This window comes from Arthrobacter sp. PTI12 (assembly GCF_056679915.1).
Genome location: NZ_CM155256.1, coordinates 3,111,163 through 3,135,819, shown reverse-complemented (window position 1 = coordinate 3,135,819; position 24,657 = coordinate 3,111,163). Strand labels below are relative to the sequence as shown.

The 24,657-nt window shown below is 64.1% G+C and carries 19 protein-coding genes and 1 tRNA gene; 10 read left to right on the top strand and 10 right to left on the bottom strand.

Features of this window, described 5'->3' with window-relative positions; all coding sequences use genetic code 11:
• Positions 1-2: 2 nt before the first annotated feature.
• Complete coding sequence (locus AC1MBU_RS14970; protein ID WP_346027329.1) at positions 3-869, top strand: phosphoribosylaminoimidazolesuccinocarboxamide synthase; 867 nt, start codon at positions 3-5, stop codon at positions 867-869.
• Positions 870-953: 84 nt separating this feature from the next.
• Here AC1MBU_RS14970 and AC1MBU_RS14965 read toward each other — a convergent pair.
• The 5 genes from AC1MBU_RS14965 to AC1MBU_RS14945 form a co-directional block, all read right to left on the bottom strand.
• Positions 954-1,030, bottom strand: a tRNA-Pro gene (locus AC1MBU_RS14965).
• A 103-nt stretch (positions 1,031-1,133) separates the two neighbouring features.
• Positions 1,134-2,903, bottom strand: coding sequence for an ABC transporter ATP-binding protein (locus AC1MBU_RS14960; RefSeq protein ID WP_479789805.1), 1,770 nt, complete (start codon positions 2,901-2,903; stop codon positions 1,134-1,136).
• A 104-nt stretch (positions 2,904-3,007) separates the two neighbouring features.
• Entirely contained in the window at positions 3,008-4,828 is a 1,821-nt protein-coding gene (locus tag AC1MBU_RS14955; protein WP_277357771.1) for an ABC transporter ATP-binding protein, read from the bottom strand.
• A 120-nt stretch (positions 4,829-4,948) separates the two neighbouring features.
• On the bottom strand, positions 4,949-5,884 hold the full coding sequence (locus AC1MBU_RS14950; protein WP_479787802.1) for a metallophosphoesterase: 936 nt from the start codon (positions 5,882-5,884) through the stop codon (positions 4,949-4,951).
• A 2-nt stretch (positions 5,885-5,886) separates the two neighbouring features.
• Positions 5,887-8,232 (bottom strand): transglycosylase domain-containing protein, encoded by a 2,346-nt coding sequence (locus AC1MBU_RS14945; protein ID WP_277357769.1) that lies wholly within the window; start codon positions 8,230-8,232, stop codon positions 5,887-5,889.
• A 37-nt stretch (positions 8,233-8,269) separates the two neighbouring features.
• Between AC1MBU_RS14945 and sp36 the strand changes: the two genes are divergently transcribed.
• The 4 genes from sp36 to AC1MBU_RS14925 all read left to right on the top strand — a co-directional run bounded on the left by sp36 (position 8,270) and on the right by AC1MBU_RS14925 (position 10,949).
• Positions 8,270-8,431, top strand: coding sequence for a Sp36 family protein (sp36, locus tag AC1MBU_RS14940; protein WP_157358939.1), 162 nt, complete (start codon positions 8,270-8,272; stop codon positions 8,429-8,431).
• Positions 8,428-8,910, top strand: coding sequence for a RidA family protein (locus tag AC1MBU_RS14935; RefSeq protein WP_277357768.1), 483 nt, complete (start codon positions 8,428-8,430; stop codon positions 8,908-8,910). The genes sp36 and AC1MBU_RS14935 overlap by 4 nt, the downstream gene beginning before the upstream one ends.
• 5 nt (positions 8,911-8,915) lie before the next feature.
• Positions 8,916-9,827: an NUDIX hydrolase gene (locus AC1MBU_RS14930; RefSeq protein WP_346027327.1), complete on the top strand. Its 912-nt coding sequence runs from the start codon at positions 8,916-8,918 to the stop codon at positions 9,825-9,827.
• Between the two features lie 138 nt (positions 9,828-9,965).
• The gene (locus tag AC1MBU_RS14925; RefSeq protein ID WP_479787799.1) at positions 9,966-10,949 is read left to right on the top strand and encodes a hypothetical protein; all 984 of its coding nucleotides are present in this window, start codon (positions 9,966-9,968) and stop codon (positions 10,947-10,949) included.
• Positions 10,950-11,065: 116 nt separating this feature from the next.
• On the opposite strand, the gene AC1MBU_RS14920 is transcribed toward AC1MBU_RS14925, so the two are convergent.
• Positions 11,066-11,743: a Crp/Fnr family transcriptional regulator gene (locus AC1MBU_RS14920; protein WP_026544229.1), complete on the bottom strand. Its 678-nt coding sequence runs from the start codon at positions 11,741-11,743 to the stop codon at positions 11,066-11,068.
• 207 nt (positions 11,744-11,950) lie between these two features.
• On the opposite strand from AC1MBU_RS14920, the gene AC1MBU_RS14915 reads away from it, so the two are divergent.
• From AC1MBU_RS14915 to AC1MBU_RS14900, 4 genes are all read left to right on the top strand, one after another.
• Complete coding sequence (locus AC1MBU_RS14915) at positions 11,951-13,135, top strand: MarP family serine protease (protein ID WP_277357765.1); 1,185 nt, start codon at positions 11,951-11,953, stop codon at positions 13,133-13,135.
• A gap of 162 nt (positions 13,136-13,297) precedes the next feature.
• Positions 13,298-14,992, top strand: a complete 1,695-nt coding sequence (locus AC1MBU_RS14910) for an ABC transporter substrate-binding protein (RefSeq protein WP_479787796.1) — start codon at positions 13,298-13,300, stop codon at positions 14,990-14,992.
• A gap of 85 nt (positions 14,993-15,077) precedes the next feature.
• Positions 15,078-16,082: an ABC transporter permease gene (locus AC1MBU_RS14905; RefSeq protein WP_056543435.1), complete on the top strand. Its 1,005-nt coding sequence runs from the start codon at positions 15,078-15,080 to the stop codon at positions 16,080-16,082.
• Complete coding sequence (locus tag AC1MBU_RS14900) at positions 16,079-17,023, top strand: ABC transporter permease (RefSeq protein WP_056543438.1); 945 nt, start codon at positions 16,079-16,081, stop codon at positions 17,021-17,023. Before AC1MBU_RS14905 ends, AC1MBU_RS14900 begins: the two co-directional genes overlap by 4 nt.
• 167 nt (positions 17,024-17,190) lie before the next feature.
• Here the strand turns inward: AC1MBU_RS14900 and AC1MBU_RS14895 are convergent, their stop codons facing one another.
• The 4 genes from AC1MBU_RS14895 to acs form a co-directional block, all read right to left on the bottom strand.
• Positions 17,191-18,924, bottom strand: coding sequence for an ABC transporter ATP-binding protein (locus AC1MBU_RS14895; RefSeq protein ID WP_479787793.1), 1,734 nt, complete (start codon positions 18,922-18,924; stop codon positions 17,191-17,193).
• A gap of 4 nt (positions 18,925-18,928) precedes the next feature.
• Positions 18,929-19,405 carry a type II 3-dehydroquinate dehydratase gene (aroQ, locus tag AC1MBU_RS14890; RefSeq protein WP_277357761.1) on the bottom strand — a complete coding sequence of 159 codons (477 nt, stop codon included), beginning with the start codon at positions 19,403-19,405 and terminating at the stop codon, positions 18,929-18,931.
• Between the two features lie 50 nt (positions 19,406-19,455).
• On the bottom strand, positions 19,456-20,754 hold the full coding sequence (locus AC1MBU_RS14885) for an MFS transporter (protein WP_277357760.1): 1,299 nt from the start codon (positions 20,752-20,754) through the stop codon (positions 19,456-19,458).
• A gap of 161 nt (positions 20,755-20,915) precedes the next feature.
• Positions 20,916-22,898, bottom strand: a complete 1,983-nt coding sequence (acs, locus tag AC1MBU_RS14880; protein ID WP_277357759.1) for an acetate--CoA ligase — start codon at positions 22,896-22,898, stop codon at positions 20,916-20,918.
• 304 nt (positions 22,899-23,202) lie between these two features.
• Here acs and AC1MBU_RS14875 point away from each other — a divergent pair, with 304 nt between their 5' ends.
• Positions 23,203-24,618, top strand: coding sequence for a hypothetical protein (locus tag AC1MBU_RS14875; RefSeq protein ID WP_479787790.1), 1,416 nt, complete (start codon positions 23,203-23,205; stop codon positions 24,616-24,618).
• Positions 24,619-24,657: the final 39 nt, after the last annotated feature.

The following is a 24,657-nucleotide window of genomic DNA, read 5'->3' as shown; positions in this document are numbered from 1 at the left end:
GCATGGCACAGGAACTTACGGGTTGGCGGCACATCTACTCCGGGAAGGTCCGGGACCTGTATGAACCCGTGACGGGCGAGGATGACCGCGTGCTGGTGGTCGCCAGTGACCGGATCAGCGCCTACGACTTTGTGTTGTCTTCCGAGATCCCGGACAAGGGACGCGTGCTGACCCAGCTGAGCCTGTGGTGGTTCGAGCAGCTGGCCGGCATCCCCAACCATGTCCTCTCCACCGACGTTCCCGCCGAGGTTGATGGCCGGGCCATGATCTGTCAGCGGTTGGACATGTACCCCGTGGAGTGCATAGCGCGTGGATACCTGACCGGTTCCGGGCTCCTCGAGTACAACGAGTCGCGGACCGTGTGTGAGCTGCCGCTGCCGGAAGGCCTGGTGGACGGCTCCCGTTTGGACGAGCCGCTGTTCACCCCATCCGCCAAGGCTGAGGTGGGCGAGCACGACGAGAACATCACCTATGACGCCGTCGTCATGATGCTGGGGGATGATCTCGCCGCGAAGCTGCGCTCGCTGACGCTCGATATCTACTCCCGTGCGGAGTCGATTGCACTGGATCGCGGCATCATCCTTGCGGACACCAAGGTGGAGTTCGGAATGTCCCGCTCTGGAGCTGTGACCCTCGGCGACGAGGTGCTGACGCCGGATTCGTCGCGTTTCTGGGACGCGGCCCTGTATTCGCCGGGTAAGGCCCAGGCCTCCTTCGACAAGCAGTTTGTCCGCGACTGGCTCACATCCGACGACGCCGGTTGGGACCGTGTGTCAGAACCGCCTGCACTGCCCGCCGAGGTTATCGCGAAGACACGCGCCCGGTACATCGAAGCCTACGAGCGGCTGACCGGCCGGACGTTCGTCTGACCTCGCTTCGTGTGACGCTTCACCGCGTCTGACGCAGAAACGAAAAGGTGCCCGCAGTGTGAACTGCGGACACCTTTTCTTCTCTGGTCGGGGTGACAGGATTTGAACCTGCGGCCTCGTCGTCCCGAACGACGCGCGCTACCAAGCTGCGCCACACCCCGATTGAGCTGTTCCGAGAAGCCCCGAAAGCAACCTCTCAAGGATAACGGACAACGGCGTCCCTGACGAACTAGCGGTCCGTGGGCAGCAGCTCGCTGACCAGCGCTAGACGAGCGAGTCCTGCCAGGCTGCGTGCAGGGTGGCGAAACGGCCGTTGCCGCTGATCAGGTCAGCGGGTGTGCCGTCCTCGACAATCGCGCCATCATGCACCACCAGCACGCGGTCCGCGATCTCCACCGTGGAGAGCCGGTGCGCAATAATCAGCGCGGTCCGGTTACCGAGCAGCTTCTGCAGGCCCTGCTGGACCAGCCGTTCGCTGGGGATGTCCAGCGAGGACGTTGCCTCGTCCAGGATCAGGACCGCCGGGTCCGCGAGGAACGCCCTGGCAAAGCTGATGAGCTGCCGTTGCCCCGAGGAGACCCGGCCGCCGCGCTTGTTCACATCGGTGTCGTAGCCCTCGGGCAGCGACGTGATGAACTCATGTGCTCCTACAGCCCTGGCGGCCTGCTCGATCTCTTCGCGGCTCGCCTCCGGCTTGCCCAGGGCGATGTTGTCAGCCACGCTCCCACTGAACAGGAACGCCTCCTGCGTCACCATGACGACGGCGCGGCGCAGGTCCTGCGGGGACAGTTGCCTCAGGTCCACACCGTCGAGGGTGATGCTGCCTTCGGAGACGTCGTAGAACCGGGCGATGACCTTGGCGAGAGTGGACTTACCGGCGCCCGTCTGGCCGACGAGGGCAATCGTCTGCCCGGCCGGGATCGTGAGGTCCATGCGCGGCAGGATGACGGGACCATCCCCGTAACGGAACTCAACGCCGTCGAACTCTATCCGGCCCTGCGCGTCCTTCAACGGCACGGGGTTCTTCGGCGGGCGCACCGTCGGTACTTCCTGCAGGAGCCCGGACACCTTCTCGAGAGCCGCCGCTGCTGACTGGAACGAGTTGTAGAACATGGCCATCTGGTCAACCGGTTGGAAGAACCGCTTGCTGTACAGCAGCAGTGCCAGCAGCGCGCCGACCTCGAGCGATCCGCCAAGCACCCGGAAGCCTCCGAACAGGAGCACCGCGGCCACCGTCACGTTGCCGATCAGGACCAGGCCCGGCTGGAAGACGCCGTTGAGGTTGATCGAGCGCACCGTCACCTTGCGGTAGTCCTCGGCGAGCTCGTCGTAGCGGTCTGCGTTGACCTTCTCGCGGCGGAACGCCTTGACCGCACGGATGCCGGTCATGGTCTCGATGAAGTGGACGATCAGCTTCGCCGACACCACCCGCGATGACCGGTAGGCGATCTGCGAGTGCTTCTGGTACCAGCGCGCCAGGAACGTCATGGGGATAGCCGCGACCAGAAGGAGCAATCCGGTGGGCCAGTCGAGCACGAAGATGGTGACAGCGGTGAAAATCATGTACATCAGGCCGGACGCCAGGGAACTGACGCCGGAGTCGAGCAGCTCGCGTAGCGCTTCCAGGTCCGAGGTCTGGCGGGAGATGATGCGCCCGGAGGTGTACTTCTCGTGGAACTCGAGGCTGAGCCGCTGGGTGTGCCGGAAGACGCGCAGGCGGAGATCCAGCAGCATTTCCTGGCTCAGCCGGGCTGCTGCGAGGACGTAGCCGGCTGTGAGGGTCGCTGCCAGTACGGCCGCGATGAGGTAGGTGATGCCCGCAGCCCAGAGCAGCGCGGACTCGCCCTGCAGCAGCGAGGGGAGAGCGTGGTCGATACCGAAGGCGATGATCGCCGGCCCGGCCACCCGTGCGATCTGGGAGAAGACCACGAGGAACGCGGTCCAGATGAATTGCCGGCGGTTGGGGCGGATCAGGGAGCCGAGCAGTTTGAAGGACCGTGTCCGCACCGATTTGTTCTGTGCCCGGTCCAGCATCACGTCGTCCTCGTTGGAGACTCCTGAAGATATGACCGACGGCGGCTGGCCCGCGCGGGTGCGCCTGTTCGGCTTTTCCTGCTTCTCCTGTTTCGGTGCTGCACTCATGCGCGGGCCTCCTGGTCGTTGTGCTCCAGCTCTTCCAGCTCGCTGTCCAGATCCACGGGTTCCTCGGTCAGGCTCGCAATGACGTAGCGGTAGTGGTCGCTGCGGACCAGCAGTTCGGTGTGGGTACCGACCTCGGAGATGCGTCCGTTCTCCATGAGTGCGACGCGGTCGGCGAGCGCCACTGTGGAGGGGCGGTGGGCCACAATCAGTGTGGTGGTATCCGCGAGGACCTCGCGCAGGCGCTCCTCCACAAGTTCCTCCGTGCGCACATCGAGCGCGGACAGCGGGTCGTCGAGGACCAGCACCCGCGGCTTGGCCGCGATGGCCCGGGCGAGCGCCAGCCGCTGGCGCTGCCCGCCGGAGAGGCTGAGTCCCTCTTCACCGATGAGCGTATCCACGCCCTCGGGAAGCGAATACACGAAGTGCGCCTGCGCAACGTCCAGCGCCTCGGTGAGGATGGCGTCGTCGTCGTCCTGGGCGTCCACACCCATCAGTACGTTTTCGCGGACCGAGTTGGAAAACAGTGTGGTGTCTTCGAATGCCACCGCTACGTGGCGGCGCAGTTCCTCCAGAGAGAACTCGCGGAGATCGATCCCGTCGATGCGGATAGCTCCACCGGTGACATCGTAGAGGCGGGGTACCAGTTGGAGCAGGGTGCTCTTGCCGCAGCCGGTCACTCCCACCAGAGCCATGGTTTCGCCGGCCCTCAGCGTGAGGTTGACTCCGTCTATGACCGAAGTGGATGTGTCCTTCGCATCGGGATAACGGAAGGAGACGTCGTCGAACGTTACTTCGCCGTGCGGATCGGTGAGGGTGCGGGGATCAGGCGGTCCGGTGATGGTGTTCTCAGACTCCATGACCTCGTAGTGGCGGTCGATTGCCGTTTTGGCTGTGAACGTCATGGCGAGCAGCGGGCCGATAAACTCGACGCGCCCCGCCACCACGCCGGCGGTTGCGAAGAACGCGACCAGTCCGCCGATGGTGACGTCACCGTTGACAGCGAGGAGGATGCCGGTGACCAGCGAAGCGCCCAGGGCGAGTTCGGGGAGCAGCGTCACGATCAGTGAGAACGTGGCCAGGCTCTTGGCTTTGTGGATTTCCGTTTCACGCAGTTCCTCGGCCTGGTCACTGAAGGCGTCCAGGGCTTCCCGGCTCCGCCCGAAGGCCTTCAGGACGCGGATACCGTGGACGGACTCCTCGACGGTGGTGGCGAGGTCACCCGCCTGGTCCTGGCTCTTGCGCGAGACCCTGCTGTAGGAGGTCCGGAAGCGGAATCCGTAGATCATCACGGGTACCGCCGCTGTAAGGAAGATCAGGGCCAGGGGCCAGCTCATGAAGAACATGATGGCCACGCCCGCGGTCAGCGTGATTGCGTCCACCACGAGCATGATGGCGCCGAATGCCATCCACCGCCGCATGAGGTTGAGGTCTGACATGGCACGCGACAGCAGTTGGCCGCTGCCCCAACGGTCGTGGAAGGCTACCGCGAGGTTCTGCAGATGACGGTAGAACGACGTGCGCAGGTTGGTTTCTACCGTGGTTGCAGGATTGATGACGAAGAACCGCCGCAGGGCAACGAAGACAGCCTCGAGCACTCCGAGCACCAGGACAATCCCGGATGCGATCCACACGGTGGAACTCGCCTGACCTTCCGCCAGGGCGTCATTGACGAGGACCCGGAAGACCTGCGGGATGGCAAGCACCATGACGCTGGCACCGAGCGCGGCAAAAAGGCCGAGAACCAGTCGCGGAATGATCGGCTTGAGGTGCGGGTACAGGCGCCTGAGAGACTCCCACAGCGTTGTTTGCGTCGGCATGTACTTCTCTCGAAAGTTGAAGATTCGAGGGAGCCGAAATTTTCGTGTCCCCCAGCAACAATCCTATGTCAGACCGTGCGCGACGCGCTCGTCAGGGAACCGTCACCGCGGACCCGTTGCTCAGCGTGACGTGAGCGTCAGTAATACTGCTTCGGGGCGGCAGGCGAAACGGACTGGCGCAAACCGCGAGGTTCCGATTCCCGCTGACACGTTCAGCGGGACTGCCCGGCCGTTGTGCTCCCACTGGGTCAGACCACGGGCACGCCAGGTGGGCAGATCACAATTGCTGACGAGGGCGCCGTACCCGGGAACGCATACCTGTCCGCCATGTGTGTGGCCGGCGAATATCAGGTCTGCTCCGCCGTCGGTGAAGGTGTCGAGGACACGCTGGTACGGGGCATGGGCGACGCCGACACGAAGGTGGGGTGCCTCGCCTGCGGTACTGCTTCCCGCCGGGAAGCCGGCGAACTTGTCCCGTCCCAAATGGGGATCATCAACGCCGCTCAGATCCAGCCGGACGCCGCGAACAGCAACCGACTGCGACCGGTTGGTCAGATCAACCCAGCCAGCGGAGCCGAACCGCGCGAACATCTGCTGCCAGGGAAGTTCCTTCAGCGGCTTGTCTGCCTTGCTTGAGGAGGGACCGGTGAAGTACTTGAACGGATTCTGCAGCCGCGGTGCGTAGTAATCGTTGGAACCGGGAACAAAGACACCCGGGAACTCGAGGAGCGGTTCGAGCGCATCCAGTAGGGGCGCAAGCGCCTTGGCGTGGCTGAGGTTGTCGCCGGTATTGACCACGAGGTCCGGCTTCAGCTCTGCAAGGCCCTGCAACCACTTGGTCTTGGCGGCCTGACGGGGCACCATGTGGATATCCGAGAGGTGCAGGACCTGCAGCGGCCTGCTGCCCTGGGGAAGAATCGCGAGGTTCTCCTTGCGAAGTCCGAAGAGGTTGCGCTCGACGAACGCTGCGTAGCCGAAGGTGGCGACGCCGGCCGCTGCTGTTATGCCCAGCGCTACCGCTGCGCCGTTACGCGAACCCTCTGTGGTTGTCCCCACGATCAGCCGTTACCTCCGCCGTTGCCGTTTCCATTACCGTTGCCGTTCCCATTGTTCCCTGAATTGTCTGGGGGCGTAACGGGCAGGGTGTTACCGCCGGGTGCCGGGGGGAGAATCAGCTGACCGTTGTTGGTTGTGCCGTTGGTTGTCCCGTTGGAATTCGGCTGCTGTGATAACTGGTCCTGCTGTTCCTGGCGGCTGGTATTGATCATGTTCGACGGCGGGTCAGCAAACGGCTCGGGCTGGTAGGAACCTTGGATCTGCTGCATGTAGCGGGCCCAGGACGGCGCAGCGATCAGCGAACCGTCGATCTCCGGGTAAGTCCGTCCGCCAATCTGCATTCCGCTAAGGCTCGTGTTGCCTTCTTTCCAGTTACCGATCCACGAGGCCGTTGCCATGGCGGAGTTGTAACCCATGAACCAGGTCTGCGAGCGGGCGTCATTGGTGCCGGTCTTGCCGGCCATGGGGATGTCGCCGAACTCAAGCAACTGGCCCGAACCGCGCTCTATCACTGCCTGGGTGGCGTAGTTCACTCCGCGCGCGATTTCCTTCGGGATTACCTGCTCACATGATTCCGGCGGAACCGGATAAGTGTCTCCGTTGACCGCAGTCACTTCAACAAGTGCCCGAGGCTCGCATTTGAGGCCTTCGGCGGCAAGGGTGGCATAGGCGGTTGCCATTGACATCGGGGAGACGTCGCTCGAACCACCGATGAGCATCGGGACGTTGACATCGACCGGAAGTGGCTCACCCTCCGAGCTCTTCCCGTTGTGCACGCCCATCTCGAAGGCCATGTCACGGATCTTGCAGAGATCGAGCTGTTCGGCGGTCTCGAAGGTCACCGTGTTGTAGGACTGCGCAAGGCCTTCAAGGACGGTGTAATTACCGTAATTGGTGTCGCCATAGTTCTGCGGCTCGTACTCGTAATTCGGGTCGTCGCTGAGGATCTCGTAGAACCCTCGCGGCAGGCAGCTGGCCTCCCAGCGATCGCCGGCAGGGTAAGCCTTCTTGCTGCCGTCCACCACTGTATTGAGCGACCGGCCGTCTTCCAGCCAGGCGGCCACGACAAACGGCTTGAAGGTCGAGCCCGGCTGGAATCCGCCGAGACCGCCAATGGGCTTGTTCGGATCACCCTTGTAATACGCGTCTACATTGAAGTTCTGAACGGAGTCGCCCGGTGTTTCACCCGGCATGAAGCGCGTGTTCTGAGCCATGACCAGGATGTCTCCGGTGCCCGGCTCAAGGCTCACCATGGAGTGGCCCACGGCGGGATCGGTGGTCTCGCGGTTGGCGGTCTCATTGATGGCCGTCTGCGCAGCTGCCTGTGCGCGCGGATCAAGGGTGGTCTTGATGGTCAAACCGCCGCGGTACAACAGGTTCTCCCGGTCCTCACGGGTTTCGCCGTAGGCAGGATCATTGAGGACCAGGTGCGTCACATAGTCACAGAAGTAGGGTGCCTGCTCGGCGCCTACGCAGCCATTCAAGACCGGCGTGATGTTCAGTCCGAGATCCGAGGCAACGGCGGCGTCATACTCTTCCTGAGTGATTTTTCCGGTCTCCAGCATGCGGCCGATCACCAGATTGCGGCGTTCGAGCGAGCGCTCCGGGTAGAGCTCGGGGCTGTAGAAGGTGGGGCCGTTGACCACGCCGGCAAGCAGCGCAGCCTGCTGGATGTTGAGGTCTTTTGCCTCGACGTTGAAGAAGTACTTCGAGGCGGCCTGGACGCCGTAGGTGTTGCCGGTGAACGGCACGATGTTCAGGTAGCCGGCAAGGATTTCGTCCTTGCTCAGCTCCTTCTCCACGGCGATAGCCAGCTTGGCTTCACGGAGCTTGTCGCCCAGGGTTTTCTGACCGCTGAAGGTGATGTCGCCGCCGCTCTGCATGCTGGCGTCTATGAGTACGTTGTTGACGTACTGCTGCGTGATGGTGGAAGCGCCGCGGGTGGTGTCGCTGCTGATGTTGCTGATGGCGGCGCTGATGATGCCCTGCAGGTCAACACCGCCGTGGTTGTAGAACTGATCATCTTCAATGGCGATCAGCGCATCCGTCATGTTCTCGGAGACCTGATCCAGCGTCACGGGCTGGCGATTCTCCTCATACAGGGTGGCGATCAGCGAGCCGTCGGAGGCAACGATCTTGGAGGGTTGGGCGAGCGCACCGCGCTCAAGCTCAGCCGGGAGGTTCTCGAAGAACTGGATGGACGCGGAGGCGCCGGTGCCGGCAGCAGCAGCCACGGGCACGAGGAGACCGGCAGCAAGCACCCCACTCAATCCACTGATTCCAAGAAATGCAATGATTTTCCCCAGGGTGGTTGCCGTGTCAAAGAAAGGAGATTTACGAGCAGCCATGTACTCCAGTTTACAAGCACGCGCTACCCTGTGAGTCATGACCAAATGGGAGTACTCCACAATTCCGCTCATCATCCACGCGACCAAACAGATTCTCGACCAGTGGGGTGAGGACGGCTGGGAGCTCGTGCAGGTGGTTCCGGGGCCTGACGGCAACGGTCTGGTTGCATACCTCAAACGGGAGAAAAACGCGTCGTGACCAGCGCCAATGAAGCAGTGTCAGCGGTAGAGAGCAGGCTGAAGGATCTCGGGATCACCCTCCCCGAGGTGGCCGCTCCGGTGGCCGCCTACATTCCCGCAGTAGTCTCCGGCAACTACGTCTACACCTCCGGGCAGCTTCCGTTTATTAATGGTGAACTCCCAGCTACAGGCAAGGTCGGCAGTGATATAGAAGCCGAGCAGGCCAAGGAGTTTGCGGCCGTCTGCGCAGTCAATGCACTCGCGGCTGTGAAGTCCCAGATCGGAGACCTCGACCGCATCAGCCGGATCGTCAAGGTGGTGGGCTTCGTCGCGTCGGATCCCACGTTCACGGGCCAGCCCGGGGTCATCAATGGAGCGTCCGAGCTGCTGGGGCAGGTCTTCGGCGAGGCCGGCGCCCACGCGCGTTCCGCCGTCGGGGTTGCGGTACTACCATTGAATGCGTCGGTAGAAGTCGAGATTATCGCGGAGTTCATCTAGTCACCGTGAACCGTTCAAGCACCAGGCTCTTCCCAGTCCCGGAAGAGCAGCAGGGTGCCGCCCGCAGCTGGATTGATCACGGCGAGCGCACCCCAATGAAGCCGCGTCCGGCGTCGTCGGTCGTGTTGATCCGTGACGCTCCGGTCGGTACCGAGGTGTACCTCTCCTACCGTCGGGGGGAGTCACCGCTTGGCGTGGTGGCCTTCCCCGGCGGCAGCGTGGAGGAGAACGACGACGAACCGGTCACCTGGTTCGGCCCCTCACCTGCCCACTGGGCAGCGGCGCTGGCAACCGACGATCATCATGTTGCGCGGCGATTTGTGATTGCCGCGATCCGCGAACTTTTCGAGGAGACCGGCGTGCTGCTCGCCGGCCCGGACGCATCGAGCCTTGTCGAGGGCACCCGCCACCCGCAGTGGATGGAAGCCCGTGAAGCAATCGCCGCCGGTGACAGGACGTTTGCGGAGATCCTCGCGAAGCGGGGGCTCGGTCTGCGCACCGACCTCATCAAGCCGCTGTCCGCCTGGCTGAGTCCGGATTTTGCCCATCGCCGTTTTGACACGCGGTACTTTGCTGCGGCGCAGCCGGTAAATCAGGAGCCCACCCTGCTGGCGAGCAAGGGCGTATGGGGCCAGTGGCGGTGGTCTGCCGAGGAGATCATGCAGCGCAATACCACCTCCCTCGGCGATGAAGTCAACCAGCCGAACACCGTCGGCCGGGGGCTGAGTGAACTGACTGTGCCCGCGGTTGAACTCATCCTCGAGAAGATCGGCTCCTCGCGCGGCTGCATCGCCTATCTTTCCCACAAGCGGCCGATGAAGGTCTTCTCCCCCCGGCTCGTTGAGGCCGAGGGTGAAACGAAGATCGAGGTCGAGTGCTCAACCGCCACGGAAGGCTCGGAGCAGCGCGGCCGGTAGCCGCCGTCGTCCAGCTTCAATCCGGAACTTTTGCGCACCTACGGTGACTTCCCGGCGTCGGAATCCACGTGATCTGCGCAGAAGTTACCGTCTGTGGATAGTCGGCGCACAGGATTCGGGAATGCGTTGAGATAGAACATGCCCAAACGCGCTCCCTTGCCCGACGAACTGGTTGGACGGTCCTTCACCTTGCGGTCAGCGCTCAGCGCTGACCTGTCGATCAGCCGAACGCGCGCGAAGGATCTGACCACCCCCAGCCGGGAAGTGCGCGTGCCCGTCGGCGCTATCCAACCCGTTTTATCGCGCTGCCGACCCTACGTGGAGTTGCTGCCGGGGAGTTTCGTTTCGCATACGACCGCCGCAGAGATTCACGGGATACACCTACCGCACTGGATTTCCCACGAGCAGGTGCACTTGTCCCGTGGTAGACAGACAGCCGGACCGCGCAGGAAGGGAGTCAAGGGCCATCGCCTCGATATCTCCGAAGGAGACGTTGTTGAGATCGACGGGTTGCCTGTGACGTCGCTCGCCCGAACCTGGCTGGATTTGGCAACGGTGCTACCGCTCGAGGACCTGGTGGTTGCCGGCGACCAGATCATCAGCGAACACACCCGCTCCTTCGGCCCGCCGAGGATCCCAATGGTCCCGAAACGGGACCTGGAGCGGTTCATCGCAACACACGGACGGAGCTGGGGCATACAGAAGGCGCGGTCAGCTTTTGATCGGCTTCGCGTCGGCGTCGACTCGCCACCGGAGAGTCTGGTGCGCCTGATCCTGGAGGACGCAGGGTTGCCGGAATTCTCGGTGAACTGTCCGCTACGGGACGCAAACGGGGTGATCGTTGCCTGGACGGACCTCGGCTGCGAGGCGTTCCGGGTCTGCATCGAATACGACGGCGAGCATCACCTGACGCCCGAACAGCAGGCCAAGGATATGGCCAGAGATGCCAAAGTTGCAGAGGTTGAGTGGGCGCAGGTGAAACTGAACCGCCTTGACCTGCCGGAGGGCGGCTGGCGGGTCGTCGCGAAGGTCAAGAAGGCACTCCTCCGGCAGGGATGGCGCCCGGGATCCCAGGAACTTTTGGGCACCTCTAGTGAGTTCCCAAGCCGTAGACCCGCCTGACCTGCGCAAAATTCCAGGAGGGAGGTGCGGCCCCACTTCCAGGAACTTTTGCGCACCTACGGTGACTTCCCGGCGGGCGGAGTCACCTGACCTGCACAAAAGTTCCCAAAGGGGGGCTAGCGGCTGCGCTGACGCAATCGCTGGATGTCCAGGATGACGACTGCGCGCGCCTCCAGGCGCAGCCAGCCACGCTGGACGAACTCGGCCAGCGCTTTGTTCACGGTTTCACGCGAGGCGCCGACAAGCTGCGCGAGTTCTTCCTGGGTCAGTTCGTGAGCTACGAGGATGCCGTCAGTGGCAGGGCGGCCGAAGCGGTCCGCGAGGTCCAGCAGTGCCTTGGCCACGCGGCCCGGTACGTCGGAGAAGACCAGGTCCGCCAGGGATTCGTTGGTGCGGCGCAGCCGGCGGGCCAGGGCCTGCAGCAGCTGGGCGGACACCTCGGGGCGGGTTTCCAGCAGGGCACGAAGATTCTCGTTCTTGAGGCCGGCGAGGCGGGTCTCGGACACAGCCGTGGCCGTGGCGGTGCGGGGGCTGGGATCGAACAGGGCCATTTCGCCGAAGAGCTCACCGGGGCCGAGGATTGCCAGCAGGTTCTCGCGGCCGTCCTGTGCGGTACGGCCAAGCTTGATTTTGCCGGAGACGATGAAGTAGAGCTGGTCGCCCTGATCGCCTTCCCGGAAGACCGATGCGCCGCGCGACAAGTCCACTTCGGTCAGCTCGTCAGTGAGCGCCGCAAACACCTCGTCGCCCAGTGAAGCGAACAGGGGCGCCCTGCGCAGTACCTCGATATCCATGAAATCTCCTCTGTATGATGCAGAACCAGCCAGTTTCCCGTCTTTTCCCATCTTGCCGTACGCAAGGACGTTGTGACACCTGCTACACGCATGTTCGCCCACGGGGTAGGGGAAATCACTCCAATCCTTCCCGGCGGACTGTCAGCGCGGGACCGTAGAATCAAAGCTCAGCAGGGGAAGTGCAGCGCTTCCTGGAAAGGGAGTGGCGTGTTCGGTTTTACACTCCTGGACATCATCCTGGTGCTGATGCTGATTGGCTACCTCATTGCCGGGCTGAAGAACGGCTTCCTGGTCACCCTTGGCGGCATCATCGGGTTCGCGGCCGGCGCAGTGGCCGCCTTCTTCGCCATACCGCTGGTCAGTGCGTCGGTATCCGAGGACTCCTGGCGGCTCGCCGCGGTGATCGCCACTGCCCTGCTCCTGGTCATCATCGGGCAGGCACTCGGCGCGGGACTGGGACGCGCGCTCAGCAGCAGGGCCGGGTCAGCTCCCGTGCGCGTCATCGACCGCCTTCTGGGAGGGGCCACCAATGTCGTCGTGGCCGCGCTGGTACTTGCCATGCTGGCTTTCAGCATCAGCACCATGGGCGTGCCCTTCCTTTCCCAGTCAATCGCATCGTCGAAGGTGCTCGGCAGTATTGACACCCTGACGCCGTCGCCCGTTCGTGCCTGGATGGCGCAGATCCGCTCCATTGCCGTTGCTGACGGCATACCCACGCTTCTTGAGGGTGTGGCGCCGGCCAGCCCGGCTCCGGTACCGGATGCATCAGTGGACACACCGGCGCTCGCCACCGCATCCCAATCGGTCCTGCGCATCGCCGGAACCGCCTACCAGTGCGGCCAGAACCAAACCGGGTCCGGATTCATCGTCGCGCCGGGTCGGGTAGTGACCAACGCCCATGTGGTAGCAGGGGTAAACCAGCCGGTCGTCGAGGTTCCCGGTGCAGGCGCAGTGCCGGGAAGCGTTGTCTATTTCGATCCGGTGAGGGACATCGCCGTGATCGCTGTGGACGGCCTGGACCGCGCGCCGCTTGCACTCGGGGAGGACCTCGAAACCGGGGACACCGCGGCCTTCGCCGGATACCCAGCGGGCGGGCCGTTCCAGGTTCAGCCGGCAAGCATCCAGAACCGGTCCGACGTCCTTGTCGAGAATATCTACGGTGCTGACCCGACGGCGATCGACGTCTACACGCTCGCCGCAAACGTTCAGCAGGGGAATTCCGGCGGACCGCTCCTGGACATGGAGGGCCGCGTCGCCGGAGTCATCTTTGCGAAATCCACGGCTGATGTGCCAGTGGGGTACGCGCTGACGTTGGAGGAGCTCCGTCCGGTCGTCGAACAGGCGGCAGCGCTCAGTGAAACCGTGTCCGCCGGGCAGTGCACCGAACGCTAGGAAGTGCCGGCGCTTAACCAAATCGTGATCGCTTGCTGGCGGGAAATACTGCATGCGCCCGCGCTGGGAGTTAGGCTCGTCACATTAGGCAACACGGCCTGCCCGTGCGCCGCCCGGGCACAGTGACGTGTCCGCCAGGTAACAGATCATCAGGAGCACTTAATGTTCACAAGCACATCGGCGCGGGGGAAGCATCCCACAAAGAAGCGCGCTGCCGCCATTACTGCCGGCGCCGCAATCAGCGCTCTGCTGCTCAGCGGCTGCGTCCAGAGCCAGCGTGAAGAGGACGGCGGCGCAGCGGCGGAGGGCGAGGTCGACTCGACTTTCGTCTTCGCGGCCTCGTCCGACCCAGCATCGCTTGACCCCGCCTTCGCGAGCGACGGCGAGTCCTTCCGCGTCAGCCGGCAGATTTTCGAGGGCCTTGTAGGCGTCGAGCCGGGCACGGCAGACCCGGCACCGTTGCTGGCGGAATCATGGGAAACATCCGAGGACGGACTGTCCACCACGTTCGCGCTGAAGGAAGGCGTGACCTTCCACGACGGCACCGAGTTCAACGCCGAAGCCGTCTGCTTCAACTTTGACCGCTGGTACAACTTCACCGGTCTGGCCCAGGCGCCGTCGGTGTCCTACTACTACAACAACCTGTTCCGCGGCTTCGCTGATTCGCCGGACGCTGCGGTGTATGAGTCCTGCGAAGTGAACGGGGACCTCGAGGCCACCGTCACGCTTGCCAAGCCGTTTGCCGGGTTCATCCCCGCTCTGTCCCTGCCGGCATTCGCCATGCAGAGCCCCACCGCGCTGCAGGAGTTCAACGCCGATGACATCGGAGGTTCCTCCGAAGCTCCCCAGCTGAGCGAGTACGCGGAAGGCCACCCGGTGGGAACCGGTCCGTTCAAGTTTGACTCCTGGAACGTCGGCGCAGACCTCACCGTCACCGCCAACGAGGAGTACTGGGGCGAGCAGGGCGACGTCCAGACGGTCATCTTCCGCATCATCGATGACCCGCAGGCACGCACCCAGGCGCTGCAGGCCGGAACCGTCGACGGTTTCGACCTCGTCTCCCCGGCGGACATTCCCGTTCTTGAGGAGGAAGGGTTCATGATCGTTCCGCGCGATCCGTTCACCATCCTCTACCTCGGCATCAACCACGCCGTCGAAGAGCTGAGTGATCCGCTGGTCCGCGAGGCCATCCACCACGCAATCGACAAGCAGGCGTTGATCGACCAGACGCTGCCCGAGGGAACCCAGCTGGCCACCCAGTTCATCCCCGATGTTGTGGACGGCTACAACGAGGACATCACCACGTACGAGTATGATCCTGAGCGCGCCAAGGAACTGCTGGCCGAGGCCGGCTACCCGGACGGCTTCGAGGTCCAGTTCAACTACCCGACTGACGTCTCCCGCCCGTACATGCCTACTCCGGAGCAGGTGTTCACGAACCTCAGCGACCAGCTCAAGGACGTCGGTATCACGGTCACCCCGGCGCCGGATGTCTGGACGCCTGACTACCTCGACCGCATTCAGGGCACCGAGAACCACGGCATCCACCTGCTCGGCTGGACCGGCGACTACAACGACACCGACAACTTCATCGGCGTCTTCTTCGGCCAGGAGAAGCCCGAGTTCGGCTTCGACAATCCGGAACTGTTCAACGCACTCAGCGAGGCTCGCGGCATGACTGACCGCGAGGAGCAGACCGCCACGTACGAGGAGATCAACGAGCAGATCGCCCAGTTCAACCCGGCGATTCCGCTGGCGCACCCGGCGCCGTCCCTGGCGTTCGCTCCGCGGGTAGATTCCTACCCGGCGAGCCCCGTCAATGACGAAGTCTTCAACATGATCGAACTGAACGAGTAACAACTCTGGCGGAGGGACCGGCCCATCGGTCCCTCCGCTTTTGTTTGCTCTCGTCCACTCGATGCCACACTGTTGAAAGGACCTCGTGCTTCGCGTCATTGGTAAACGCCTCGCCCTGCTCGTTCCGACCCTGTTTGGACTTTCGGTCCTGCTTTTTCTCTGGGTTCGAGGCCTGCCGGGCGGGCCTGCAACAGCCCTGCTGGGCGAGCGGGCAACCCCGGAAGCGGTCGCCCGCGTCAACGAACTGTACGGTTTCGACGAACCGATCCTCCTCCAGTACTTCACCTACATGGGTAAACTGCTGCAGGGCGATTTCGGCACCTCGATCATCACGGGCCGTCCCGTACTGGAAGAGTTCGCAACACGCTTCCCGGCCACGCTTGAACTGAGCGTGGTGGCGCTGATCTTCGCGATCGGCGTCGGTATCCCGCTGGGCTATATGGCCGCCCGCCATTACGGCAAGCTTGTCGATCATGGTTCGGTAGTCCTCAGCCTGATCGGCATCACTGTTCCGGTCTTCTTCCTGGCCTTCATCTTCAAGTACCTGTTCGCCATCCAGTGGCCCATCCTGCCGCCGGATGGACGCCAGAATCCGCGCATCAACGCGACGCACGTCACGGATTTCTATGTGCTGGACGGCATCCTGACGGGCGAGTACGACGCCGCGTGGGACGCCTTCCAGCACCTGATCCTTCCGGGGCTCGCACTGGGAACCATCCCGCTGGCCATCATTGTGCGCATCACGCGCGCTTCGGTGCTGGAAGTGCAGAACGCCGATTACGTTCGGACGGCCCGCGCAAAGGGCCTCATGGAAAGAACAATTCGAAGCCGGTTCATCCTGCGCAACGCGATGCTCCCGGTCGTGACGACCATTGGCCTGCAGACCGGCCTGCTCATTTCAGGTGCGGTCCTCACCGAAACGGTGTTCGCCTTCCCCGGCATCGGAAGTTTCCTCCGCGACGCCATCTTTGAACTGGACTATCCGGTGCTGCAGGGCTTCGTCATCTTCATCGCGATCCTGTACGCCCTGATCAACCTCCTGGTTGACGTTTCGTACTCCGTCATCGATCCAAGGGTGCGTGTGCAATGAGCACAGTATTGCCTCCCGCCGCGGGCGGGCCAACTTCTCCGACCACTGATCCGAGCCTCGCCGAGGGCGGCGGCACCGGCCTCTGGAAAGACGCGTTCCGACGGCTGCGCCGAAACCCGCAGGCGATTGCCGGCGCGATCATCATCGGGCTGTTCCTCCTGGTCGCCGCGCTGGCGCCGATCCTTGCACCCTACGGCGGGGAAGCACTGCCCGGGCGCACGGAAATCACCCCGACCAACATCCCCGGACCCGGCGAACTCGCGGAGTACCCGTTGGGCCTCGACCGTTTCGGTGGTGATGTGCTCAGCAAACTGATCTGGGGGGCGCAGGCGTCGCTGCTGATCGGCGTCATTTCGACGGCGATCGGCCTGGCCGGCGGAATGCTGCTCGGGCTGCTTGCCGGTGGATTGGGCGGCTGGGTGGACAGCGTCATCATGCGCTTCGTGGACATTCTGCTGTCCGTCCCGAACCTGCTCCTCGCCGTCAGTATCGCGGCCATTCTGGGACAGGGGCCCTACGCGGTGATGATCGCAATCGGTGCCTCGCAGCTGCCGATCTTCGCGCGCCTGCTGCGTTCATCCATGCTCTCGCAGCGTGGTTCGGACTACATCCTGGCAGCGCAGACGCTCGGCCTGAGCAAGCGCACCATCACCATGAGCCACCTGCTGCCCAACAGCGTGGGGCCGGTGATCGTGCAGGCGACACTGTCCCTTGCGACAGCCGTGATCGACGCCGCTGCCCTGTCCTTCCTGGGGCTCGGCGGCGGGGTTCCGCAGACAGCCGAATGGGGCCGCATGCTGACCTACGCACAGCGGGAGCTGGCCTCGGATCCATACCTGGCGTTCCTGCCCGGTGCGTGTATCGCCATCACTGCGCTCGGATTCACCCTGCTGGGCGAATCGCTGCGCGAAGCGCTGGACCCGAAGACCCGCCAGAAGTAGATCTTTCACGAAAAGCAGAGGACGACGCGGCCGGTCACCTTTCGAAGCGAAGGTGACCGGCCGTCGTCGTACGTTAAGGAACTTTTGTGCAGCTCCGGCGGCTTCTGGGCGTCAGAAGTCGCCGGAGGTGCGCAAAAGTTCCCACAGAAGGGCCCTCGGAGGAGGGGTCAGGCGATATTGAGTTCGTTGCCCGGGATGGAAGCCAGGAGCTTCCGGGTGTAGGGGTGGCGCGGGTTCTGGAAGACTTCCTCGGAGCTCGCCGCTTCAACCAGCTCGCCGTCCTTCATGACGCAGACGTAGTCGGAGATGAGCCGCACAACAGCGAGGTCGTGGGAGATGAACAGGTAGCTCAGGCCCAGCTCGGACTGGAGGTCACCCAGAAGCTTGAGGATCTGTGCCTGCACCAGCACGTCGAGGGCGGAGACGGGCTCGTCGCAGACGATCAGTTCCGGCTTCAGCGCGAGGGCCCGGGCGATGGCGACGCGCTGCCGCTGGCCGCCGGACAACTCCGAAGGGTAACGCCGCAGCGCGTTGTGCGGCAGGGACACCTGGTCCATGAGCTCGCGTACGCGGGCAGCGCGCTCCTTCTTCGAGCCGCGTTTATAGGCGTTGAGGGGTTCCTCAACGATCCGCTCGATGGTGAACATGGGGTTCAGTGAGGAGTACGGATCCTGAAAGACAGGTTGCACGCGCTGGCGGAAATCGGCGAGCTGCGCCTTGTCGAGGGCCGCCACGTCCATGCCGTCGAACTTCATGGTGCCCGAGGTGGGTTCGATGAGCTTCAGGAGCATGCGCGCCGTCGTCGTCTTGCCTGAGCCAGACTCACCCACGATGGCGACGGTCTGGCCCCGGGGAATGTCCAGCGTGACATTCTTCGCGGCGTAGAAGTCTTCGGAGCTGCCGCGGCGTTTGTAGATCTTCGTCAAGTCACGGATCTCGACGATGTTGTTCGTCGGCGCGGCCTCGTCAACGGAGTCGTCGTCTGCCTGATGCTCCTCAAAGGCTGCCTGCGCCGCAGCGGAGCGCTTCGCGGCGTCCTCGTGATAGGCGCCCGGACGCAGGCGGACCGCCGCCACGCTCGGTGCGGCCCGGACCAGTGACTGCGTGTAGGGGTGTTTGGGATCGTTGAGGAGGTGGGCAGCGGGACCGGTTTCAACTACACGGCCGCGGTGCATCACCACGAGCTCCGACGCGCGCTCCGCGGCCAGACCGAGGTCATGGGTGATGAGCAGCACCGAGGTTCCGAGCTGCTCGGTCATCGTGTCGATCTGGTCGAGGATAGTGCGCTGCACGGTGACGTCGAGGGCGCTGGTCGGCTCATCGGCGATCAGCAGGCGCGGACGGCACGCGAGCCCGATGGCGATCAGCGCGCGCTGGCGCATGCCGCCGGAGAACTCGTGCGGGTACTGCTTGGCGCGGTCCGCGGCGTCGGGCAGGCCGGCAGCGGAGAGCACCTCGACCACGCGTTCCTTGACGTTCTTCTTGTCCGCGAGCCCATGCACCAGCAGGGTTTCCGCCACCTGGGTGCCGATTTTCGCGACCGGGTTGAGGTTTGACATGGGGTCCTGAGGCACCAGGCCGATAGCCCGGCCGCGGATGGTGCGCATCGCGGACTCCGGAAGGGGAACGAGGTCCCTGCCCTCGAAGAGGATGCTTCCGCTGGTGACCCGCCCATTGCCGGGCAGCAGGCCGATGCAGGCCATCGCCGTCGTCGATTTGCCCGAACCCGACTCGCCCACGATGGCCAGCGTCTGTCCGCGGTGGAGGGTGAAGCTCGCATCCTCGACGGCGTGTACCTCGCCGTAGGTGGTGCGGAAGCTGACTGCCAGGTTCTTCACCTGAAGCATGGGGGCATTCTTGGCGTCATCGACAACGTCGTCGATAGAGGTGATTTCCGTCATAGCTCTATCGTCCCTCATAACCGCCCTGCATCAGGTCATGGCGCGTCAGTTTGCGCACCAGGTGGTCGATGGCCATCCGGTAGCCGTCCACGCCGGCGCCCACAATCACCGCATCGACCACGGGGGAGAGGTAGGACTGGTGCCGGAATTCCTCCCGGCGGTGCACGTTGCTGATGTGCACCTCGACGATCGGCAGGCCCACCGCGCTGACTGCGTCCCTCAGCGCTACCGAGGTGTGGGTGTAGGCGCCGGCATTGAGAACAATTCCGTCTGCTGTTCCGGCAGCGCCCTGGATGGCGTCGACAAGATCACCCTCATGGTTCGACTGCCTGCAGTTGACGGCCCACCCGTGAGCACCGGCGGCGGAGGCGCAGAGGTTCTCAACGTCGTCGAGCGTGTGGGAGCCGTAGACACCCGGTTCACGGGTGCCAAGCAGGTTCAGGTTGGGGCCGTTGAGGATCAGCAGGGTAGTGGTCGCCATGGCTTAACTATGCCTGATTCGTCAGCGGTGGACCCGCCGTTTGGCGGGCGTCAGTCGAGGGCGGGCACAGGCCGGCGGAGGCGTGCTGCCGCCGTCGCGCCGGCAACGGTCACGAGGCTCATGAGAGCCAGCACGACGCCGGGATGCCACCATGCGCCGTCTGTCGCCGCACCGAATGCCTGCGTGATCGACGGCGCAAAACCGGCCACGATCGCGGCAATGCTGTAGGAGAAGGAAAGCGCGGTGAAGCTGGTGCTCGGTTCGAAGAGGTCCGCCATCAGGCCGCCAAGCGCTGCCCAGCTTGCGGTGGGCAGGATTCCGCCGAGCAGGATCGCGGCAACGTAGAGCGGAGCGTCCGCAATGCTGATGACCCAGTACAGCGGGAAAGCGATCAGCGCGGTGCCGATCGCCCCGCCGGCCACGACCTTCGCCGACCCGATTTTCATGGCCAGCCAGCCGAAGGCCGGGATGGTTGCAAGCTGCAGTAGTGAACCGATGAGCGCCGCGTTCAGCACTGTTTCCTGCGATAGTCCCAGCCGCTCGGTTCCGTAGGCCTGCGTGTAGGAAACCATGAGGAAGTAGGAGCCGATCCCGAGGACGGCGGACGCCGTGGCAACGACGACGGCGACCGGTTGGGAGCGCAGCACGCTCACCAGCGGTACGCGCACCTTTTTGGTGGTCCGGAAGACCGGCGTCTCATCGATTGCCAGGCGCAGGTAGAGCGCGACGGCGAGGAACGGGAACGCAAGGAGGAACGGGATGCGCCAGCCCCACGTGGTCATGACGTCCGGTACGGTCACCGCGAGGATGAGGAAGATCAGCGAGATCAGCATGGTGCCCACGGGCGAGCCGAGCTGGGGAATGGCCGCGTACAGGGCGCGCTTCCGAGGGCTGGCATGCTCCGTGGCGATCAGGATGGATCCGCCCCACTCGCCGCCCAGCGACAGACCCTGGAGCAGGCGCAGCACGGTGAGGATGATGGGCGCCCACACGCCGATGACGCTGTAATCAGGGAGGAGCCCCACAGAACCCGTAGCCAGGCCCATCAGCAGGATGGTCCAGATGAGGGTTTTCTTCCGGCCGATCCGGTCGCCGAGGTGACCGAAGAGGATGGCTCCCAGCGGGCGGGCCACGAAGCCCATCGCGAAGATCAGGAACGCCGAGAGGGTGCCCGCGAGGGGGTCCTGGGCGGCGAAGAAGACCTCATTGAACACGAGCGCGGCTGCAGTGCCGAAAACGTAGAAGTCATAGGACTCAAGGGCGGTTCCGACGAAGGACGCAGCGGCGGTCTTCCGGGCCATTCCTGGGCGGGTGGCCGGCGTCGGGCGGGGTGCGGTAGAGGTGGACACGCTTCAGAATTGTCCTCGCCGCGACCCTGGCGCGGCCAGCTTTCCCGGGCAAGGTCACAGTGCCGGTTGACGCACCTCACACTGCGGGCGCCGGACCGCCTCCCCTGAGGGTGGCAATCCGGCGCTCAGCCCGCCTTTGGCGTAATCGTCAGGCGCAAGCGCTACTTCCGCAGCGACGCGGCGATCTGCTGCATGATCGTTGGATCCGACAGCGTGGTCGCGTCGCCGACCTCGCGGCCTTCCGCCACGTCCTTGAGCAGGCGGCGCATGATCTTCCCGGAGCGGGTTTTGGGCAGCTCCGGGACCACGAGGATGTTGCGGGGTTTGGCAATCGGCCCGATCTCCTTGGCAACGTGATTGCGCAGGGTGGTAACGACGTCGTCGTCCTGAGCTGCGGAGCCGCGCAGAATCACGAACGCAACCACAGCCTCACCGGTGGTCTCATCAGAGGCACCGACGACGGCAGCCTCCGCCACCGATGGGTGGCTCACCAGCGCGGACTCGATTTCCGTTGTGGACAACCGGTGCCCGGAGACATTCATGACGTCATCCACGCGGCCGAGCAGCCAGATGTCGCCGTCTTCATCGCGCTTGGCGCCGTCTCCGGCGAAGTACATGTTGTCGAAGCGGGACCAGTAGGTCTCCTTGAACCGCTCCGGGTCTCCCCAGATTCCGCGCAGCATCGCGGGCCACGGTTCACGGATCACCAGGTAGCCGCCGGAACCGTTGGGCACCGACTGGCCCATCTCGTCCACCACGTCCACGGCGATGCCGGGCATTGCCACCTGCGCAGACCCGGGCTTGCACGCCGTGACCCCGGGCAGCGGGGACACCATGTGCGCCCCGGTTTCGGTCTGCCACCATGTGTCCACAATCGGAGCGCGGGTATCCGAGCGTCCGCCGTTGCCGCCGATAATCTCCCGGTACCACATCCACGCTTCGGGGTTGATGGGTTCACCGACCGAGCCGAGGACCCGGATGGAGGAGAGATCAAATTTGGCCGGGATGTCCCGTCCCCACTTCATGAAGGTGCGGATGGCTGTGGGAGCGGTGTAGAGGATGGAGACCTTGTACTTCTCGATCAGTTCCCACCAACGGCCCTGGTGCGGGGTGTCAGGCGTGCCTTCATACATCAGCTGGGTAGCGCCGTTCACCAGCGGTGAGTACGCAACGTAACTGTGGCCGGTAACCCAGCCGATGTCCGCGGTGCACCAGAAGACATCGGTCTCGGGGTGCAGGTCGAAGGTGTACTTCTGCGTGAACGCTGTCTGCGTGAGGAAGCCGCCCGTGGTGTGCAGGATGCCCTTTGGCTTTCCGGTGGTGCCGGAGGTGTAGAGGATGAAAAGCGGATGCTCTGAATCGTGCCCTTCAGCGGTGTGCTCATCCGATGCCGGCCCCACGACGTCATCCCACCAGGTGTCCCGCCCCTCGGTCCATTCGACCGGCTCCCCGTTCCGTTTAACCACCACCACGTTCTCGACGGTGTGTCCGGGACGTTCAAGAGCGCCATCGACGGCGGGCTTGAGGGCGCTGGGCTTGCCGCGGCGGTAGGTGCCGTCGGATGTGACCACCAGTTTGGCTTCGGCATCGTCAATCCGGCTGCGGAGGGCGTCGGCCGAAAATCCGCCGAAGACCACCGAGTGGACGGCGCCGATACGGGCGCAGGCCAGCATGGTAATGACTGCCTCGGGAATCATCGGCAGGTAAACCGCCACGCGGTCGCCCTTCGCCACCCCGAGCGATTCGAAGGCGTTGGCAGCCTTTTTCACTGCGGTGGTGAGCTCAGCGTAGGTGTACGTGCGGGTGTCACCCGGCTCACCTTCGAAGTGGATGGCAACGCGGTCCCCGCGGCCCTGCTCAACATGGCGGTCAAGCGCGTTGTAGGCGGCGTTGACCTTCCCGCCGACGAACCATTTGGCGAAGGGAGCCTCAGACCAGTCCAGGGCCTGCGAGAAATCCTCATGCCAGGTCAGTAGTTCCCGAGCCTGGCGTGCCCAGAATCCAGGGCCTTCCTTGCCCTGCTCATACAGTTCGGCCGTGGCAATGGCATGGGCAGCGAAATCCTCGCTCGGCGGGAAGCGTCGTTCCTCGTGAAGCAGATTTTCAAACGCGTCACCAGTGGAAATCCGGGTGTCTTCAGACATTGTGAGCCCCTTCGGCCAATCGGTACTTCAGGCGGGCTTGAACAGACTCAGTCGGCCCGCGAATGTGCTGTGTTCCACAGTAGTGGCGACCTCCCCCAAACCGTGTGCCACCGGTCACACAGCAGATGCGAAAGGCACGGATTCTGCGGTGAGCGGTGGGCGCGCGGACCCGACATGTCCCATCATTGGTAGGAAAGGAAGTGGGCGTTGACTAGGGTTGTCAAAGAAATCCGAATCCGGCTCAACGCCTTCGGCACCTTCGACTGCGGCACCCACCGCCGTTATTGAAACGGAGAATCCAGACATGACCGAACAGCGCCAGTACGACGGCGGCGCAGACACCGCGCACAGCTCGCCGGTGCAGCAATCCGGCCGGTCCGAAGCCCCTGCTGATGTTTCGCCGTCCGCCGGACCTACCGAACACGGACCCGAGGCGGTAGCCGGCCCCTTCACCCTGCGTGAAACCGTCATCGGTGTCTCCGTGCTGGTGATGTTTGTCGGAACCATCCTGCCGTTCGTTGACGGCGTCAACCTGTGGCGCACGTTTTCCCTCTTCTTTCTGGGTATCGGCATTCTCCTGCCCGTCGCTGCGCTGGTGCTGCTGGTGGCCCGCCGCCAGGGCAGCAAGCGGCTGCGCGTCGGTTCTCTCTCCGTTGACCAGTTCGCTTCGGTTGCGGCGGCGTTTGCCGCAGCGTTTTTCTTTCTCCAGACGGTCACGACGTTCGAGATCGGTGCGCTGATTGCTCTGCTCGGATCGGTCGGATTCCTTGTGGCCACCGTCGGCGGCCCGCATATTGGCCTGTTCAGGCCCGATTTCGCCGGCCGTCCGTCGTCGTCCGCTCATCCCATTGCCAGGGAAGCGCTGCCCGCGAAGCAGCGCCCGCCCAAGCCGGTCCCGGCGGAGAAGGTCAGCGGCTGGCACAGCCCGTCCTCCTCAGGGGAATCAACTGCGAGTGGCCCGAGCAGCGCCGGATACAGTGCCGGTTACGCCGTCGCGGGATATGCGGCTGGCCAGGGATCGGGTGCCGCCCAAAGTCCCTCGGTGCAGGAACCTTCCGGGCAGGAACCTTCCGCGCAGCAGGATCCGGTGCAAGATTCAGCACGTCAGACCGCGGGCTCTGCAGCGCACGCTGAGACTTCTGCAGCGGCGTCTCCTGAAGCCACGGAACCAGCAGCGCAGTCCGGCGCCGCTCCCGCCCCGGCCGTGCCGGCAGATTCCGGCGCTGAGGATTTGGCGACGTCCGCAGCGACCGCTCCTTCCGGGACGCACGCGGAGTCCGCGGGTACCGCTGGATCCGCTGCGTCTTCTGCACCCGCTGCCTCTGTCGCGCCAACGGAGTCCGCCGCGCCGGCAGCTACCGCCGCGCAACCCAGGATCGAGGGAACCACGCCGGACAGAACGGCGGCTCACCCCGTTGCGCAGCGCTCTAACGACACTGGGGATGAGCACTCCTCTCATCCCCGTACGGAATCCATCTCGGCTACCCGTGACGCTGATGAGGACGAGCCCATGCTTGAGGCTTTCTGGTTCGCCGTTGGGACACCCCGTTCAGTGGTTGACGAGCAGACGGGCGCGCCGCTGTTCGTACTTCAGCCCGGCGACTGGGAAGTCGGCATCGAGGACCGCGGACACGAGTTCCTCGTTCAGGACAAGCGCACCGGCCGTGTTGGCGTCATGAGGGATCTGCGGAACATCGAGCGGGCCCCCACCGAGGGATAGCAACGGGCCGGTAGGAACTACGAGGAAGGACGGGCCGGC